This is a genomic window from Ectothiorhodospira lacustris, from assembly GCF_022227785.1.
Taxonomy (GTDB): Bacteria; Pseudomonadota; Gammaproteobacteria; order Ectothiorhodospirales; family Ectothiorhodospiraceae; genus Ectothiorhodospira; species Ectothiorhodospira lacustris.
In genome coordinates, this window is sequence record NZ_JAJNQM010000001.1 from 23,107 (window position 1) to 39,783 (window position 16,677).

At 63.3% G+C, this 16,677-nt stretch carries 15 protein-coding genes; 5 read left to right on the plus strand and 10 right to left on the minus strand.

The genetic code is table 11. The features are described 5' to 3' along the window. Positions 1–116: 116 nt before the first annotated feature. The 6 genes from LQ952_RS00120 to LQ952_RS00145 form a co-directional block, all read right to left on the minus strand. Positions 117–1,121: a porin gene (locus tag LQ952_RS00120; protein WP_238620520.1), complete on the minus strand. Its 1,005-nt coding sequence runs from the start codon at positions 1,119–1,121 to the stop codon at positions 117–119. Positions 1,122–1,205: 84 nt separating this feature from the next. Continuing rightward, the gene (locus LQ952_RS00125) at positions 1,206–2,069 is read right to left on the minus strand and encodes a glycine betaine ABC transporter substrate-binding protein (protein WP_430733417.1); all 864 of its coding nucleotides are present in this window, start codon (positions 2,067–2,069) and stop codon (positions 1,206–1,208) included. A 393-nt stretch (positions 2,070–2,462) separates the two neighbouring features. Then, positions 2,463–3,311: an ABC transporter permease gene (locus LQ952_RS00130; RefSeq protein WP_238620521.1), complete on the minus strand. Its 849-nt coding sequence runs from the start codon at positions 3,309–3,311 to the stop codon at positions 2,463–2,465. Next, complete coding sequence (locus LQ952_RS00135; RefSeq protein ID WP_238620573.1) at positions 3,308–4,480, minus strand: quaternary amine ABC transporter ATP-binding protein; 1,173 nt, start codon at positions 4,478–4,480, stop codon at positions 3,308–3,310. The genes LQ952_RS00130 and LQ952_RS00135 overlap by 4 nt, the downstream gene beginning before the upstream one ends. Before the next feature lie 203 nt (positions 4,481–4,683). Further along, a complete protein-coding gene (locus LQ952_RS00140; RefSeq protein ID WP_238620522.1) occupies positions 4,684–6,669 on the minus strand; it encodes a BCCT family transporter in 1,986 nt (661 codons plus the stop codon). A 324-nt stretch (positions 6,670–6,993) separates the two neighbouring features. Beyond that, the gene (locus tag LQ952_RS00145; protein ID WP_238620523.1) at positions 6,994–7,770 is read right to left on the minus strand and encodes an exodeoxyribonuclease III; all 777 of its coding nucleotides are present in this window, start codon (positions 7,768–7,770) and stop codon (positions 6,994–6,996) included. Between the two features lie 120 nt (positions 7,771–7,890). Between LQ952_RS00145 and pyrE the strand changes: the two genes are divergently transcribed. Beyond that, a complete protein-coding gene (gene pyrE / locus LQ952_RS00150; RefSeq protein ID WP_238620524.1) occupies positions 7,891–8,532 on the plus strand; it encodes an orotate phosphoribosyltransferase in 642 nt (213 codons plus the stop codon). A gap of 61 nt (positions 8,533–8,593) precedes the next feature. Continuing rightward, positions 8,594–9,247, plus strand: a complete 654-nt coding sequence (locus LQ952_RS00155) for a DUF4124 domain-containing protein (RefSeq protein ID WP_238620525.1) — start codon at positions 8,594–8,596, stop codon at positions 9,245–9,247. A 6-nt stretch (positions 9,248–9,253) separates the two neighbouring features. On the opposite strand, the gene argB is transcribed toward LQ952_RS00155, so the two are convergent. From argB to coaBC, 4 genes are all read right to left on the minus strand, one after another. After that, positions 9,254–10,159, minus strand: a complete 906-nt coding sequence (argB, locus tag LQ952_RS00160) for an acetylglutamate kinase (RefSeq protein WP_238620526.1) — start codon at positions 10,157–10,159, stop codon at positions 9,254–9,256. Between the two features lie 147 nt (positions 10,160–10,306). Next, complete coding sequence (locus tag LQ952_RS00165) at positions 10,307–11,692, minus strand: phosphomannomutase/phosphoglucomutase (protein WP_238620527.1); 1,386 nt, start codon at positions 11,690–11,692, stop codon at positions 10,307–10,309. Positions 11,693–11,748: 56 nt separating this feature from the next. Next, on the minus strand, positions 11,749–12,204 hold the full coding sequence (dut, locus tag LQ952_RS00170; protein WP_255721883.1) for a dUTP diphosphatase: 456 nt from the start codon (positions 12,202–12,204) through the stop codon (positions 11,749–11,751). Positions 12,205–12,347: 143 nt separating this feature from the next. Beyond that, positions 12,348–13,541, minus strand: a complete 1,194-nt coding sequence (gene coaBC, locus LQ952_RS00175) for a bifunctional phosphopantothenoylcysteine decarboxylase/phosphopantothenate--cysteine ligase CoaBC (RefSeq protein WP_238620528.1) — start codon at positions 13,539–13,541, stop codon at positions 12,348–12,350. Positions 13,542–13,763: 222 nt separating this feature from the next. On the opposite strand from coaBC, the gene LQ952_RS00180 reads away from it, so the two are divergent. From LQ952_RS00180 to LQ952_RS00190, 3 genes are all read left to right on the plus strand, one after another. Further along, entirely contained in the window at positions 13,764–14,294 is a 531-nt protein-coding gene (locus tag LQ952_RS00180) for a TlpA family protein disulfide reductase (RefSeq protein WP_238620529.1), read from the plus strand. Positions 14,295–14,304: 10 nt separating this feature from the next. Next, positions 14,305–14,952: a DUF938 domain-containing protein gene (locus LQ952_RS00185; protein WP_238620530.1), complete on the plus strand. Its 648-nt coding sequence runs from the start codon at positions 14,305–14,307 to the stop codon at positions 14,950–14,952. Between the two features lie 204 nt (positions 14,953–15,156). Then, positions 15,157–16,473: an MFS transporter gene (locus LQ952_RS00190; RefSeq protein ID WP_238620531.1), complete on the plus strand. Its 1,317-nt coding sequence runs from the start codon at positions 15,157–15,159 to the stop codon at positions 16,471–16,473. Positions 16,474–16,677 lie beyond the last annotated feature (204 nt).

A 16,677-nucleotide genomic window follows, 5' to 3' on the forward strand; every position in this document is an offset into this window, starting at 1 on the left:
TTGCACACAGGATAGTGAAAGGGAGGCAGCGGGGTAAAGGTATTGCAGCGCAAAAACGTGGACGGGAAGCGGCAGGCCGGCACCCGTGGGAGCCGGCCTGCCGACGAAAGGGTCCATCAGAAGTCGAAACGCACGCCGGCGGCGAAGACCTGGCCGCCGCGAACATCGCCCAGGGTACCCTCGCTGCTGTCATAAGGCTGCTGCCGTCCACCCCGCTTCTCGGTAATCGCGGCGGTTTCCTGCTCGAAATAGTACTCGGCAAAGAACGTCAGGCTGGGATTGAACTGATGATCCACGCCCACGTGGACGATGCTCTCGCCGTAGTTTTCCACCTCGGCCACCATCAGCTTGAAGGTGTTCTTGCCCAGGGTGTAGCCGGCATAGACATTGACGGCATTGTTCCCGTCAGTCGCATCATCATCGCTGCTGATACGCTCGAACTTGCCTGCCAGATACAGATTACCGATGGCATGAGCGGCAGAAACACCCACGATTCGAGTATTGTCATTTCCATTCAGCTCATCCATGCCGATGGCCAAGGTGGTATCACCGAAGTTGTAGCTGCCGGTCAGCTGAACGCGATTATCATCATTGTCGCCGTTGTCCTCACTCCAGGCGAAGGCGAAGGACAGGCCGCTCATGTCCGGGCTGTAGTAACTGACAGTGTCACCCTGGCGAAAGGCCGTATAGGTGGCAAACCCGCTGTAGTAGGTGCTGAACATGTCCACCGGGGCGGCGATAGCATTGTAGTAGGGCATCCACATCTGGCCATAGAGCAGGGTCCCCATCTCGCCCTGGACACCGATCTGGGCCACGCGTACGTCCTGCTCCTGGTCCCACGGGTCCTGAACGGCCTTGTTGGCCAGATCCAGGGGCAGTTCCAGCTGACCGATCAGGGTCAGGCCTTCCATCAGGGGATAGTCCGCATTGAAACCGATGTTGGAATAGGCATCCCGCACGCCGGTATAGGAGTCCAGATGCTCCCGGTTATCGGGCCGCACGGACTCCACCTGCACCCGGGCGGAGCCGTAGAAATCAAAGTTGAGGTCACTCGCCTGTACGGCCGCCGGCACGGCCATGGCTGCGGCAACGGATGAGGCGATCAGGGTCTTTCTGTTCATGGGTCAATTTCCAGTCAAGTATATCGATGGTTACACGGGTAGCGAGCGGCCGGAAAAACAGGGGCCACCCGCCACCAAAAACAATCAGGGCAACCAGGTCTCCACCAGATCCCGGTTCTGTTCCACCCAGCGCTTCGCATTCTGGTAGGGATCACCACCCTCCTCATTCATGATCATCAGCGCCGCCATCTGGGCGGGGGTCCAGCTGAAGTTGTCGAGGATGGCGTAGGCCTCGGGCATCTCGTCTTTCAACCCGGCACGCACGATGGTGTGAATGGCTTCCTCGCCGCCATAAATACCCTTGGGATCATCCAGGTATTTCAGCTCCCAGCGGCCTTCCTTCCAGTGGGGGGTCCAGCCGGTGACCACCACCCAGTCATTGTTGCGGACGGCATTGGCCAGCACGCCGGTCATGGTGGCATCGGAACCTTCGATCAGGCGCAGTCTCAGGCCGTATTCGTCGATCACCCGCTCGGTGCTGCTCATCAGGCCCGCGCCGGGGTCGATGCCGATGATGCGACGGTCAAAACGGCGTGCGTGGTCGTTCAGCTCTTCGATGGAGTCAATTTCCACATAGGTCGGGACCATCAGACCGATACGGGTACCCACCAGGCTGGGACCCAGGTCTTCCACCCGATCCTTCACTCGCTCCAGGTAATGCTCATGGGTGGTAGGCAGCCAGGCAGCCACGAAGGCATCCTGGTCACCGGTGCCGACGGACTGCCACATGGCTGCGGCACTGACGGACGTCAGCCGCACGTCGTAACCGGCCTCTTCCAGTACCACCCGGATCACATTGGTACTGGCCACTTCACTGGCCCACTCCACATAGGGGATGTTGATCCGGCCCTTGTCGCCGGCCATGGCCGACAGGGGAGCGAATACCAGGGTTGCCACCAGGATCAGACTGGTGATCGCCGGGATTCCCGGCCTTGTTGTTGAAGTCATCATCTTCCTCCGGAAAATTGCATGGATACTCATAAAGTCCTGAAAAAGCCTCTTGCCGTCACTTCCGCGAAGGGTCCCTATCGCGACCCCCGATGAAGGCCCTCCCGCCGTCATTCCCGATACTTCCAAGTCGTCATTCCCGCCCCAAGTCGTCACGCCCCCCCCAGGTCGTCACTCCCGCGAAAGCGGGAGCCCAGGGTTTTGAACCCGCGACTGGATTCCCGCCTTCGCGGGAATGACGGGCTCAACTGTCGGCCCATGACCGGATTCCCGCCTTCGCGGGAATGACTTATTCAGGACCTCCCTCAAGAACCGTTCCCTGGAAAGGACTGCTCTCTATGAATCCTGAAGAGAGCCCCCCCCGAACTCGAGCCGGGGGAAATATGGCGACGGCTATGCCCCGGGCTTCTGCCCGATGCGCTGGGTCACCCGGTCCAGGATCATCGCCAGGATGACGATGGCAATACCGGCCTCGAAGCCGTTGCCCGGCTGCAGCCGCTGGATTGCCCGCCACACTTCGCCACCCAGACCGCCGGCGCCGATCATGGCGGCAATCACCACCATGGACAGGGCGAGCATGATGGTTTGATTGATGCCCGCCATGATGGTGGGTACCGCCAGCGGCAGCTGGACCTTGAACAACTTCTGCTTCCAGCTGGCGCCGAAGGCATCCGCGGCTTCCACCAGCTCCCGAGGCACCTGACGGATACCCAGAATGGTGAGACGGATGGCCGGTGGCATGGAAAAGATCACGGTGGCGAACATGGCCGACACCTGCCCCAGACCGAAGAAGGGAATCGCCGGAATCAGATAGACGAAGGCGGGCATGGTCTGCATGAAGTCCAGTACCGGCATGGTGGCCCGATGGAAGCGCTCCGACAGACCGCCCAGAATGCCGATAGGCAACGCGATGGCCACCGCGACCGCAGTCGCAAACAGCACCAGGGTGAGGGTCTCGATGGTGGCCTGCCAGAGTTGCAGGTTCCACAGGAACAGCAGGCCGGCCACGGTCCCGATGGCCACCCGACGCCCCGCCGCCCACCAGGCAATGCCGGCAAAGGCCAGGATCACCACCCAGGGGGGCGGAAAACTCAGCAGCATCACCACGCCGTCCACTCCGTCACTCAGGACGGTGCTGATGGCCCGGGTCAGACCGGAGAAGGTATCGGTCAGCCAGTCCAGGCCATCGTCGATATAGTCCGACAGGGGAAACTTGCCAAAGAAAGGAAAATCATGATTCATGACAGTGCTTCACTGGTTCGGTCCGCGGCAGTTTCCAGTGCCGTCGCCACATGATCCGACTGACTGGCCGACAGGGCCGCCAGCACGTTGCTCTTGACGATGGTGCCCAGCAGACGCCCACCGTCATCCACCACCGCCGCTGGAATACGGCTGTCCGCCAACAGCCCGATCAGGGTGCTGACCGGCTCATCCGGCCCCACCGTCTGATGGTCCCGCTGGATGTGGGCCGCAATCTGCTTGTCTCCCTGCTCGATCGCCCGCCCCATGTCATCCGCCCACACGTAGCCCTCCAGGGTGCCGTCCCGCTGCACCACGAAGAGGCTGTAGAAACTCTCCTTCTCCATCTTGTGCAGGGCGGTGCGGGGGCCGTCCGAGGGAAGGGCCAACACCCTTGCATCGCGCATGATCCCGCCGGCGGTGAGGATCTGGGTCTTGTCCACATCTTCCACAAAGCGCTCCACATAGCGGCTGGCCGGAGAACTCAGGATCTCTTCCGGGGTCCCGATCTGGACCACCCGCCCATCCTTCATCAGCACGATGCGATCACCAAGCCTGAGGGCCTCATCCAGATCGTGGGTAATGAACACGATGGTCTTCTTCACCCGCGCCTGGAGATTGATCAGCTCCTGCTGCATGTCCCGGCGTATCAGCGGGTCCAGCGCACTGAAGGCTTCGTCCATGAGCAGGATGTCCGGGTCCACGGCCAGTGCCCGGGCCAGCCCCACCCGCTGCTGCATGCCCCCGGAGAGCTGCGCGGGCCAGGCCTGCTCCCAGCCGTCCAGACCCACCAGCTGCAGGGCCTGGGCTGCCCGCTCCTCACGCTCGGCCTGCTCCATGCCGCAGATCTCCAGTCCGAAGGCGGTGTTCTGCAGGATGTTCCGGTGGGGGAACAGGGCAAAGTTCTGGAACACCATGCCGAACTTGCTGCGCCGTAACGCCAGCAGATCCTTGTTGCTCAATACGGTGATGTCTTCCCCATCGATGAGCACCTGGCCCGCCGTCGGCTCGATCAGGCGGTTGAGACAGCGGATCAGGGTGGATTTGCCACATCCGCTCAGGCCCATGACCACCAGGATCTCCCCTTGCGCCACATCAAAACCGACGTCGGCGACACCCAGGGTGAGCCCGGTACGTTGCTGGATCTCCTTACGGTCGTATCCCTCCTCCATGAGCTTCAAGGCCGGGGCCGGCGGGTCGCCGAAGACCTTGGTGAGGTTTTTGACTGCTATTTTGGGTTGCAAGGCTACTGTCCTGTCTTCCCCCCGTAAGGGGTGGGTCGGTGTCAGTGTCTGACGACGGGCATCATCGGATGCCGGAAAAAGAAAAAGGCCGCGGATCAGACCGATCCACGGCCCGCGATATCAAGCAAGGGTCAACGCACGGCGCTGAGAAAATGCATGTGACGCTCGTAGTGCTCCAGAACGTCGTTGATGATGGCGTCCTTGCTCCAGCCCATGACGTCATAGTCCTGGCCGCCTTCGCTCAGATGCACTTCCGCATGGAAATACTTGAGTGCCTCGGCGCGCTGGCTGCGGGTATCGCGCATGACGAAGGTGGGGGGCTCATAGGCACGGGGACGCACTGAGTAAAAGAAGTCGATCTCCTCGCCGTGGCGGACCTCTACCCAGCAGCGTCCATCCTCGCCCACCCCGGTGTGAGCATCCCGATTCTGCTTGCGCAGTTCCTCGGCCACCGCCTCCAGGGCCGGTTTCACGGCCTCCTGGATATAGCGCATGACCTCGTTGCGCCGGGGCTGATGGACGATGGCGCGCAGGCGCGACTGCCAGCTCAGGGGTGAGTGGGGGCCGATGGGCAAGACCCGAGCCTGCAGGCTGATCCGCTTCATGGTGTCGATGCGCAGTGCCCTGAGCAGCCCCCAGCACATGAAGCACATGATGATGGCGAACGGCAGGGCGCTGGCGATGGTGGCCGTCTGCAGGGCCGCCAGGCCGCCGGCGATGAGCAGGGCCGCCGCCACGACACCTTCGATCACGGCCCAGAAGATTCGCTGCCAGGTGGGCGACTCTTCCCGGCCACCGGAGGTGAGGATGTCCACAACCAGAGAGCCGGAGTCCGAAGAAGTCACAAAGAAGGTCACTACCAGGAGTGTGGCCACCATGGCCATGATGGAGGACAGGGGCAGATGCTCGAAGAACTGAAACAGGGCCACCGAGGTATCCGCCGCCACCGCATCCGCCAGCTCGGTGATGCCCTGCTCCATGATCATGTGCAGGGCGGTATTGCCGAAGAAGGTCATCCACATGATGGTGAAGCCCACCGGCACCAGCAACACCCCGAAGGTGAACTCACGAATGGTGCGCCCCCGGGAGACACGGGCGATGAACATGCCCACGAAGGGCGCCCAGGCGATCCACCAGCCCCAGTAGAACAGGGTCCAGCCACCGATCCATGAGGTGGGTTCGTAGGCGTACAGATTGAAGGTCATGGAGAACAGGTTGGACATGTAATTGCCCGTGTTCTGCACCAGGGTCTGCAACAGATAGACGGTGGGTCCGGCCACCAGCACGAAGGCCAGCAGTCCCCCGGCCAGAATCATGTTCAGCACCGAAATCCGGCGGATGCCGCCATCCAGGCCCAGGGCCACGGACAGGGTGGCGATGGCGGTGATGACCACGATCAGGATGACCTGCACCGAGAGGGTATTGGGAATATCGAACAGATAGTTCAGGCCGGAGTTGATCTGCATGACGCCGAACCCCAGGGAGGTGGCGACGCCGAAGATGGTGCCCAGCACGGCAAAGGTGTCCACGGTGTGGCCGATACCCCCATGGATGCGGTCACCGATCAGCGGATACAGGGAGGAGCGGATGGTCAGCGGCAGATCATGGCGGAAGGCAAAATAAGCCAGGGACAGGGCCACCACGCCATAGATGGCCCAGGCATGCACCCCCCAGTGGAAGAGGGTGATACGCATGGACTGGCGGGCCGCCTCGACGGTTTCCGGGTCTCCCACCGGCGGGGTGACGTAGTGCATGACCGGCTCGGCCACGCCGAAGAACATGAGACCGATGCCCATGCCGGCGGAAAACAGCATGGCAAACCAGGAGGCATAACTGTAATCGGGCCGGCTGTGATCCGGACCCAGCTTGATGGTGCCGTAGCTGGAAACCGCCACCCCGACCATGAAGACCACGAACCCGGCCACCGCCAGCACATAGAACCAGCCCACAGACTCGGAAATCCAGCCCTGCACGGCACTGAAGACGGTACCGGCCGTCTCGGTGAAGATGGCCGCAAACAGCACGAAGACCAGAGTGAGTACTGCCGAGGTGATGAACACCGGCGGGTTCATGAGGATGCGTGGAGCACGGGCTGAAGATGCACTCTGTTCGGTCATGTAACCTCCCTTCGTGGGTTTGATCGCCGGAATTCAGCGGAAAGCAAACCTCCCGCAAGCCTTTTTTACGCTAACATGAACCTTTGACATAATGCGAACTGGTTAAAAAATAGCCAGCAAGGCCGGCCTTGGCACCGCATTCACCTGGGATTTTGAAGGCATACCCTGTTGAAGGTGCTGAATCAGCGCCCCTATCGTCACTCCCGATACTCTCAGGTCCTCACTCCCGATACTCTCAGGTCGTCACTCCCGCGAAAGCGGGAGACCAGAATGCCGCCCTGCCTGGATTCCCGCCTGCGCGGGAATGACCTGCCAGGGATATCCCTATGGGAACGGCCAGTCGTAGTCGGTGATGACCGGGGCATGGTCCGAGAAGCGCTCGTCCTTGTAGATGCTCACCCCAAGGGCCGATGCCGCCACCCCCGGCGTGGCAATCTGGTAATCCAGTCGCCACCCCACGTTCCTCGCCCAGGCCTGCCCCCGGTTGGCCCACCAGGTGTACTGTTCCGGCGCCTGGTTCAGGCGCCGGAAGGTGTCCACCCAGCCTACCTCATCAAATAGCACATCCAGCCAGGCCCGCTCTTCAGGCAGGAAGCCGGAGTTCTTCTGGTTGCTGCGCCAGTTGCGCAAGTCGATGGGCTTGTGGGCGATGTTCCAGTCCCCGCACAGAATGTATTCGCGCCCATCGGCCCGCTTTTGTCGCATTTGCCCCATGAACGTGTCCATGAAACGGTACTTGGCCGCCTGGCGCGGTTCGCCGGAAGATCCGGACGGCACATAAACGGATGCAATACTCAAGTTACCGAAACGCGCCTCGATATAGCGGCCTTCAGGATCGAACTCCTCGGAATCCATCCCCATCACAATTTCATCGGGTTTGCGTCGGGCATACAGGGCCACCCCGCTGTAACCCTTCTTTCGGGCATCCAGGTAACAGGTGAAATAGCCGGCGGGATGAAAGGCCTCATCGGTCAGTTGATGGATCTGAGCCTTGGTCTCCTGGAGGCAGACCACATCCGCATCCCGGGCCTTGAGCCATGCATAAAAGCCCTTGCGGGCGGCGGCACGAATGCCATTGGCATTGAGTGTGATGATTCGCATCGGATCGGCAGGGCAGTATTCACGAGGTCCGGGTACAATCCGACAACTTAACACAGCCCCCCGACAGGGGGCGCCCGGCCCTGCTTGTGCCCTCCCACAGGAACTTGTAATTTCTCAATCATGAATACCTATCGCACCCAGTTTCTCCAGTTCTGCCTGGAACGCGGCGTCCTGCGCTTTGGTTCCTTCACCCTCAAATCCGGCCGCACCAGCCCCTATTTCTTCAATGCAGGCCTATTCAACACCGGCCGGGACCTGGCCCGCCTGGGGGCCTTCTATGCCCGCACCCTGGTGGAATCGAACGCCCAAGTGGACATGTTGTTCGGCCCCGCCTACAAGGGCATTCCCCTGGTGGCCGCCACCGCGGTGTCCCTGGCCCAGGAACACGACCACGACTATCCCTACTGTTTCAATCGCAAGGAAGCCAAGGATCACGGCGAAGGCGGCACCCTGGTGGGCGCCCCTTTGTCCGGGCGCGTCATGATCGTGGACGATGTCATCACCGCAGGCACCGCCATCCGTGAATCCGTGGAGATCATCAAGGCCGCCGGCGCGGAACCGGCGGGCGTACTGATCGCGCTGGATCGCCAGGAACGGGGGCGCGGCGCACTGTCCGCCATCCAGGAAGTGGAACGGGATTACGGTCTGCAGGTCCATGCTATTGCGTCCCTGTCGGACCTGATCGTCTTTCTGGAAGACCTGCCGGACATGGCACAGCATCGTGCCGCCGTGCAGGCCTATCGGGAAGAGTTCGGCATCTAGCCGTATAGCCGTGCCGGAGACGCACGGGCGACGGCACCCCTGAACCCCGATGGGAAGAGGCATGCCCAGGATCTCTCCAGCAGCAGGAACCACACTGATACTGACGGCCTTGCTGGCCGCCGGGGTCAGTGGCATTGCCTCCGGCCAGGTCTATCGCTGGGTGGATGAATCCGGCCAGCTCCACTTGAGCGACACCCCACCCCCGGACAGCGCCCGCTATGACCGCGAAGTCCTCGATCGCCGGGGGCTGGTGATCCAGCGCCTGGAGCGGGCACGGACATCGGAAGAACTGGCGGCCGAACAAGCGGAACGGGAGCGCCTGGAGGCCCTGGAACAACAACGAGCGGAGCAGGAGCGGATCGACCGGATTCTGCTGCAGTCCTTCGGCTCGGAGCGAGAACTGCTGCACGCACGGGATGACCGGGTGGCCCTGATCGAGGCCAACATGAACCTCACCCGGGACAAGCTGGTTAATCTGCGCGAGCAGCTGACACAGACCGAGACCCGCATTGCCGGTCTTGAGGCGGGTGGCAGACCGGTACCGGAAGGCCTGCGGGAACAAACCGATTCCCTGCGCCGCCAGATCCGGGGGCAGGAGGAGTACCTGGAAGAACGCCGGCAGGAGCGGGATGCCGTGCTGGACCGATTCGCCCGGGACCTGGCGCGATTTCGGGAGCTGCGTCGGCGACAGGCCGACCCACAGCCCCCGCGCTGAAGACCGTCAGCCCCGGATCAGAGTGCCAACCCCCTTGTCGGTGAGCAGTTCCAGCATCACCGCATGCGGCACCCGGCCATCAATGATATGGGCCGTCTTGACGCCGGACTTCACCGCGTCCAGGGCACACTGGATCTTGGGGATCATGCCGCCGTGAATCACCCCGGCGGCGATCAGTTCGTCCACCTGACGCGCCGTCAGGCCGGTGAGCAGGTTGCCCTCCCCATCCAGCACCCCGGCGGTGTTGGTGAGCAGGATCAGCTTTTCCGCCCCCAGCACCGTGGCCATTTTGCCCGCCACCAGATCGGCATTGATGTTATAGGCCGCCCCATCCTCGCCCACGCCCACGGGGGCGATCACGGGAATGAAGGCCCCCGAATCCAACATGTGCACCACGGCGGGATCGATGGAGGCCACCTCCCCCACGTGGCCCAGGTCGATGATCTCCGAGGCCTCCGGGTCCTCCCCGGCACGGCGATGGGTCAGGCGCCGGGCCCGGATCAGCCCGCCGTCCTTGCCCGTCAGGCCCACTGCGCGGCCACCGAACTGGTTGATGAGACTGACGATCTCCTTGTTCACCAGGCCGCCCAGCACCATCTGCACCACGTCCATGGTCTCCCGGTCCGTCACCCGCAGACCGTCCACGAAGCGGGATTCCTTGCCCAGCTGGCTGAGCATCTTGCCGATCTGAGGCCCTCCGCCGTGGACCACCACGGGATTCAGGCCCACCTGTTTGAGCAGGACGATATCTCGCGCAAAGCCACGTTTGAGCGCCTCATCCACCATGGCGTTGCCGCCATACTTGATGACCAGTGTCTTGCCGGAAAAGCGCTGGATATAAGGCAGCGCCTCGGTCAGGACCCGAGCGATGGTCTGAGGGCTGGTGTGGTCCATGGCAGTGTTTTCGGACATTCAGGAAGTCTCCGGTTTCAGACCGGGCTGGTGTTGAAGAAATTCTGAAACAACCCGTTGCCGTCACTCCCGCGCAGGCGGGAATCAAGGGTTTTCAGTATGCTACTGGATTCCCGCCTGCGCGGGAATGACGGCGACGAGAGAGCTCTAGAACGGCAGTTCCAGTTCCGGATCCACCGCCAGCAGGCGGTCACGGAACAATGCCTGGATCCGGGCCAGGGCCTCTGGACTGCTCCCTTCGAAGCGCAGGGTCAGGCAGGGGGTGGTGTTGGAAGCCCGCACCAGCCCCCAGCCATCGTCGAAATCCGCCCGCAATCCGTCGATGCGATTCACCCGGGCACCGTCCGGGTCCGGTTCGGACAGGAAGCGGGCCATGAAGGCGGCATGCCCCTCATCTCCCCCGGGCGCCACCAGCAGTTCGGGGGTGTGACAGCCCTGGGGCAACTCATCGAACACCCGGGACGGTGGACGAGGGTCACGGGCCAGAAACTCCAGCAGCCGCGCCCCCGCATAGATGGCATCATCCACTCCGAGCCAGCGATCGCGAAAAAAGATGTGACCGCTCATCTCTCCAGCCAGCAGGGCGTCGGTCTCTTCCATGCGTGCCTTGAGCAAGGAGTGGCCGGTGCGCCACATGTCCGGCACGCCGCCAAGTTCCTGCACCCGGGCGGCCAGATGGTGAGAGCATTTCACATCAAACACCACGGTACTGCCGGGGTGATAGGCCAGGACATCGGCGGCAAAGCACATCATCAGGCGATCCGGCCACTGGATGCGCCCCCGACCATCCACCACGCCGAGCCGATCCCCATCACCGTCAAAGGCCAACCCCAGATCCAGGCCGCCGGATTCCACCGCCTGCCGCAGATCCTCTAGATTCTCGGGGCGGGACGGGTCAGGATGGTGGTGAGGGAAATGCCCATCCACCTCGCAGTAGAGGGGCACCACCTCGCAACCCAGCCGCCGGAACACCTCCGGCGCCACCACCGCGGCGGCGCCGTTGCCGCAATCCACCGCCACCCGCAGGGGGCGGACCAGGTGAATGTCGGCGCAGAGCTCATCCAGGTACCGGCCGCAAACATCCGCGGTCTCCAGGGTGCCGCCGGGGGCGGTGGGCAGGCGCCCCTCGTCAATCCGGCGACGCAAACGCTGCACCGTTTCCTGGTGCAGGGTGCGCCCCGCCAGCATGAGCTTGAAGCCGTTGTAGGCAGGAGGATTGTGACTGCCGGTGACCATGATACCGTTGCCGCCGGCCTCCCTGAGCGCGGCGTAATAAGTCACCGGCGTGGGCAGGCAACCCACCTGAATCACCCGCAACCCCGCCGCCAGCAACCCCTCTATCAGCGCAGACTCCAGCTCGAGACTCGACAGTCGGCCGTCACGTCCGACCGCCACCTCCCGCACCTCCAGCTCGCGGGCCTCGGCACCGTAGGCCCGGCCGATGGCCCGGGCGGTATCCGGATTGAGGCGTTCACCCACCACGCCGCGGATGTCATAGGCCCGGAAGATGCCGGGGTCCACTTTCATGCTCATGATCTGTTCCTCGGCATGTGCCTGCGCTCCCGGTGTTTGGTCATGTCTGGCCCGGGCTAACCCCTGCCCGAGGACCCAAACCCACCAGTGCCCCGGTGGCTCGCCTCGAAATCATCCACCACCTGGAAACGGGCCTGTACCACCGGCACCACCACCAACTGGGCAATGCGCTCGCCGGGCTGGACGACGAACGGCTCCGCCCCCCGGTTCCAGCAGGAGACCATGAGCGGGCCCTGATAGTCGGAGTCGATGAGGCCGACGAGATTCCCCAGGACGATGCCGTGTTTATGGCCCAGCCCGGACCGGGGCAGAATCATCGCCGCCAGCCCGGGGTCCGCCAGATGCATGGCAATGCCGGTGGGGATGAGATGGGTTTCCCCGGGCTGCAGGGTCAGGGGTCCGTCCAGGCAGGCCCGCAGGTCCATGCCGGCGGAGCCCGGGGTGGCCGGTTCCGGCAAGGGAAAGTCCGTGCCGGCACGGGGGTCAAGGATCTTGATCTGGATGGCGCGCATGATGTCGATGATCGATTGTCAGATGGAAACAGGAATTGTAGGGAAGACAGCCCCCATGAGCATCCTGCAACCGTGGGAGCCGGCCTGCCGGCGAACGGCAACGCCGGGCAAAACCTTCGCAGCCGAGGGCCGCTCCCACGGGGTCAGCCGCCCCCATGCTGTCGGGCAATCAATGCCACCAGCTCACGGGCCAGTTGCAATTTGGACTGTTGCGGCAAAGACAGGGAACCACCTCGCCAGAAGACCGTCAGGGCATTGTCCGCCACATCGAACCCCCGCCCGCCGGAGACATCATTGGCGGCGATCATGTCCAGCCCCTTGGCCTCAAGCTTGCCCCGGGCGTAGGTCTCCAGATCATCGGTTTCCGCCGCAAAACCCACCGTGAACGGCCCGTCCGGCAGGGCCGCCACCGCTGCGAGGATGTCCGGATTCTTCACCAGGGTCAGTTGCAGCTCATCCGCCTGTTTCTTGATCTTGCGCTCCGCCGGCGCCGCCATCCGGTAATCCGCCACCGCCGCCGTGGCAATGAACAGATCCGTCTCACCGGCTCTCGCCATCACTGCCTCATGCATCTGCAAGGCCGTCTCCACCTCGACACGGGTCACCCCGCGAGGGGTATCCAGATGGACCGGGCCACTCACCAGACACACCTGCGCCCCGGCCTCGGCCGCCGCCGCCGCCACCGCAAACCCCATGCGCCCGGAACTTCGGTTGGTGAGATAGCGCACCGGGTCCAGAGGCTCACGGGTCGGACCGGCGGTCACCATCACCCGCACCCTCGCCAGCGCACCGCCGGCAAACAGATCCTCCACCGCCGTGACGATCTGCCCCGGCTCCAGCATGCGCCCCTCCCCCACCTCACCGCAGGCCTGGTAACCGGCACCGGGGCCGAACAGGCGGACGCCCCGTTCCAACAGGGTGCGAACATTGGCCTGGGTGGCGGCATTGGCCCACATGACCCGGTTCATGGCCGGGGCCAGGCAGACGGGGGCCTCAGCGGCCAGACACAGGGTGGTCAGCAGGTCATCGGCCATACCCTGGGCCAGCCGGGCCGTGAGGCCGGCGGTGGCCGGGGCAATGAGAATGACATCGGCCCAGCGGGCCAGACTGATGTGATCCATGCCCGCCTCGGCCTCGGCGTCGAACAGGGCCGTGCGCACGGGATGGCCGGACAGGGCCTGGAAGGTGAGCGGGGCCACGAACTCGGTGGCGTGGGGGGTCATCACCACCCGGACCTCGGCACCGGCATCCATCAGCCGCCGGGTGAGCTCGCAGGCCTTGTAGGCGGCAATGCCGCCGGAAACGCCCAGAAGGATATGTTTGCCTGTCAGTGACATGGGAAGAGTCTACGGAAAAACCCGGCAATCCAGAAGCATTTTGCCGTGTTCCCGGCGCACGAGAGTACCCAGCCTCATATCCACCAAACAGCCCCCCTGATCCGTGCTATACGGGTAGGGGATTCCTTATCGCTTCCGTGAGCCGGGAAGATGCACCATCCGTCCGTTCCGTTCCGACTTTTTGAGCGTCTACGCCGTCATGCCGGGCTGCTCGGCTGCCTGATGGCTTTGCCCCTGCTGTCCTGTGGTTCTTCCAGGGATCAGACCGGTGAGTTCTATACCGACTGGGATCGTGCCGGTGGCTGTGCCGCTGTTCCATTGGTAGCCGACGAGCGTGTGGATGGAACGGGGCGCCGGGTAGATGTGTGCGACAAGGTGGAGGAAGGCTGGATCTGGGTGACCTACGCGGCGGCCTGGTGCGGGGCTAGTCAGACCCAGGCTGCCGCCATTCGTGAACTGCTCCGGTCGGCCGGGCCTTCACTGCAGGTCTACACCGTGCTGACCAGTGCCGATGAACCGTTTCAGCCGGCGGGGGTCGCTGAGGCCCGCCGTTGGGCCGGCCGCTTTGGCCTTCCCCCCGAACGGGTACTGGCAGAAGGGCACAGCATCCGCACCCTGCCACAACACCTGCTGATCGGTCCCGATGGGCGGACTTGGTACCGTTACATCGGTTATCTGCAAGCCACGGAGATGCAGACCATCATCCATGGCTTCGCCACCAGCGAGCGGTTTCCGTTCATACCGCCAAGATGAGCGCAACCCGATGCCCACCGACACCCGCCTGGATTCAGCTTCCTACCACGAAAACATCACGCCCATTCTGGCGGTACTGCGGGATGCCTTCCAGGATCTGGAAGGCCACGCCCTGGAAGTCGGTAGCGGGACCGGTCAGCATGTGGTTGACTTTGCGCGCGAATTCCCCGGGATCACCTGGTGGCCCACCGATATTGACCCGCATCACCTGAAAAGCATCGAGGCCTGGCGGCAGTATGTCTCCCTGCCCAACCTGAACGCACCGGTGCGGCTGGATGCGAGTCAGACTGACTGGGAACTGGGACAATCCAATCGGCCGCCCGGCGATGGCTTTGTAGTCATGGTGTGTATCAACGTGGTGCACATCTCCCCATGGGCCACCACGGCGGGCCTGCTCAGGAATGCCGGCAAGTATTTGATGCCAGGCGGCCTGCTCTACCTCTATGGCCCCTACTCCCGCGATGGGAGGCATACCGCGCCCAGCAACCAGCGGTTTGACCAGTATTTGCGGACGCAGAACCCGGCCTGGGGCGTGCGGGACATCGCCGACATCGAAACTGCGGGGCGGGAACATGGGCTTTCCCTGCAATCCGTGATCGACATGCCGGTGAACAATGTCTCCATCATCATGGAGCGAGTGTATGACGGAGGGCCGTAAAATCCATCTCTCGGCTCCCTCACCACGGCCATGGATTCCCGCGTGCGCGGGAATGACGCTCCTGGTGACCACATTGCGGGGGCTGGCCTGATCAACGTGCCATAAGGTCGCCCTGAACACCACCCGGCATGGTTGAACATCCGGTGGCAATCGTGCATACCTTAGCTTTCGCTTATTTTGCCCAAGTTTACAGGAAGCGCCAGCATGCCCCCCCATTACGATCCGGCCCGTTTCGAACGGATCCGCTGGACCATCTACAGCGTCCTCATCGCCGCCTACATGCTGGTGTTCTTCCACCGCTTTGCACCGGCGATGGTCTCCAGCGAACTGAGTGCCGCGTTCGGCGTGACGGCGGCGGCCCTGGGATCGTTATCGGCCATGTATTTCTACATCTATACCGCCATGCAGATCCCCGCCGGGGTGCTGGCGGACACCCTGGGGTCCCGCTATGCCGTCACCCTGGGCAATCTGGTGGCCGGCAGCGGTTCCATCGTCTTCGGGCTGGCGGATACCCTGGCCACCGCCAGCGTGGGCCGTTTCCTGGTGGGCCTGGGGGTCTCGGTGGTCTTCGTCGGTCTCATGAAGAGCAACACCGTCTGGTTCAGCGAGCGCAAGTACGGCAGCATCAGCGGACTCACCCTGCTGCTGGGCAATCTGGGCGCCATTGCCGCCACCGGCCCCCTGGCCCTGATGCTGCTCTACGTGGAATGGCGCAGCCTGTTCGTGGCTCTGGGGATCGTCGCCATTGTCCTCGCCCTGCTCTCCTGGTGGCTGGTCAGGGACCGTCCCGAACAACTGGGCTTTCCCTCGGTGCGGGAGATGGAAGGCTTGCCGCCCCATGCCCCCAGAAAACAGCACTGGATCAAGGATCTGCGGGCCGTGCTGGCCAACCGCCGGCTGTGGCCGGGGTTTGTCTATGACTTCGGCATCACCGGCAGCCTGTTCGGCATGCTGGGACTCTGGGCCATCCCCCTGTTGCGGGACGTGCACGGCCTGAGCCGGGGAGATGCCTCGGTCTACACCACCGTGGCCACGGTCGCCTTTGCCGTCGGCTGCCTGCTGGCGGGCAGTTTCTCCGACCGCCTGGGTCGGCGCCGTCCCGTGTTGCAGGCCGGCGCCCTGGTCTACCTGACCGTCTGTCTGGGCCTGCTGTTCCTGCCCTGGGGTCCGGGGGCCTCCGGGCTGACCCTGTTCACCCTCATGGGTCTGAGCGCCGGCTGTTTCGTGGTGGCCTACGCCCATGCCAAGGAAGTGGCGGACCCGGCCCTCTCGGGCATGGCCATCGCCCTGGTCAATACCGGCCTGTTCCTGGGGGCCGCTCTGTTCCAGCCCCTGTTCGGCTGGGCCATGGACCTGGGCTGGGAGGGCCTGATGAGCGGCGGCGTCCCCGTGTACACGGCGGCCGATTACCAGCGCGGGCTGTGGCTGCTCACCGGCTTTGCCGCCCTGGCTGTCATCGCCTCCTGGCGACTGGTGGAAACCGGCTGTCGGAACATGACCCTGGCCGCGCCGCGCACCTGATCCGGAGATCGACATTCCAGTGCTCATGGAAATACTGCGCGGGCCACCTTCCGTCACTGGATTCCCGCTTGCGCGGGAATGACGTGATCGAAAATCTTGAAGAGAGCAGAAGTCCAGCCAGCCCGTCATTGGATTCCCGCTTATGCGGGAATGACGTGATCGAAACATCTTGAAGAACAACTGACGGCGAGACACACCCACCCC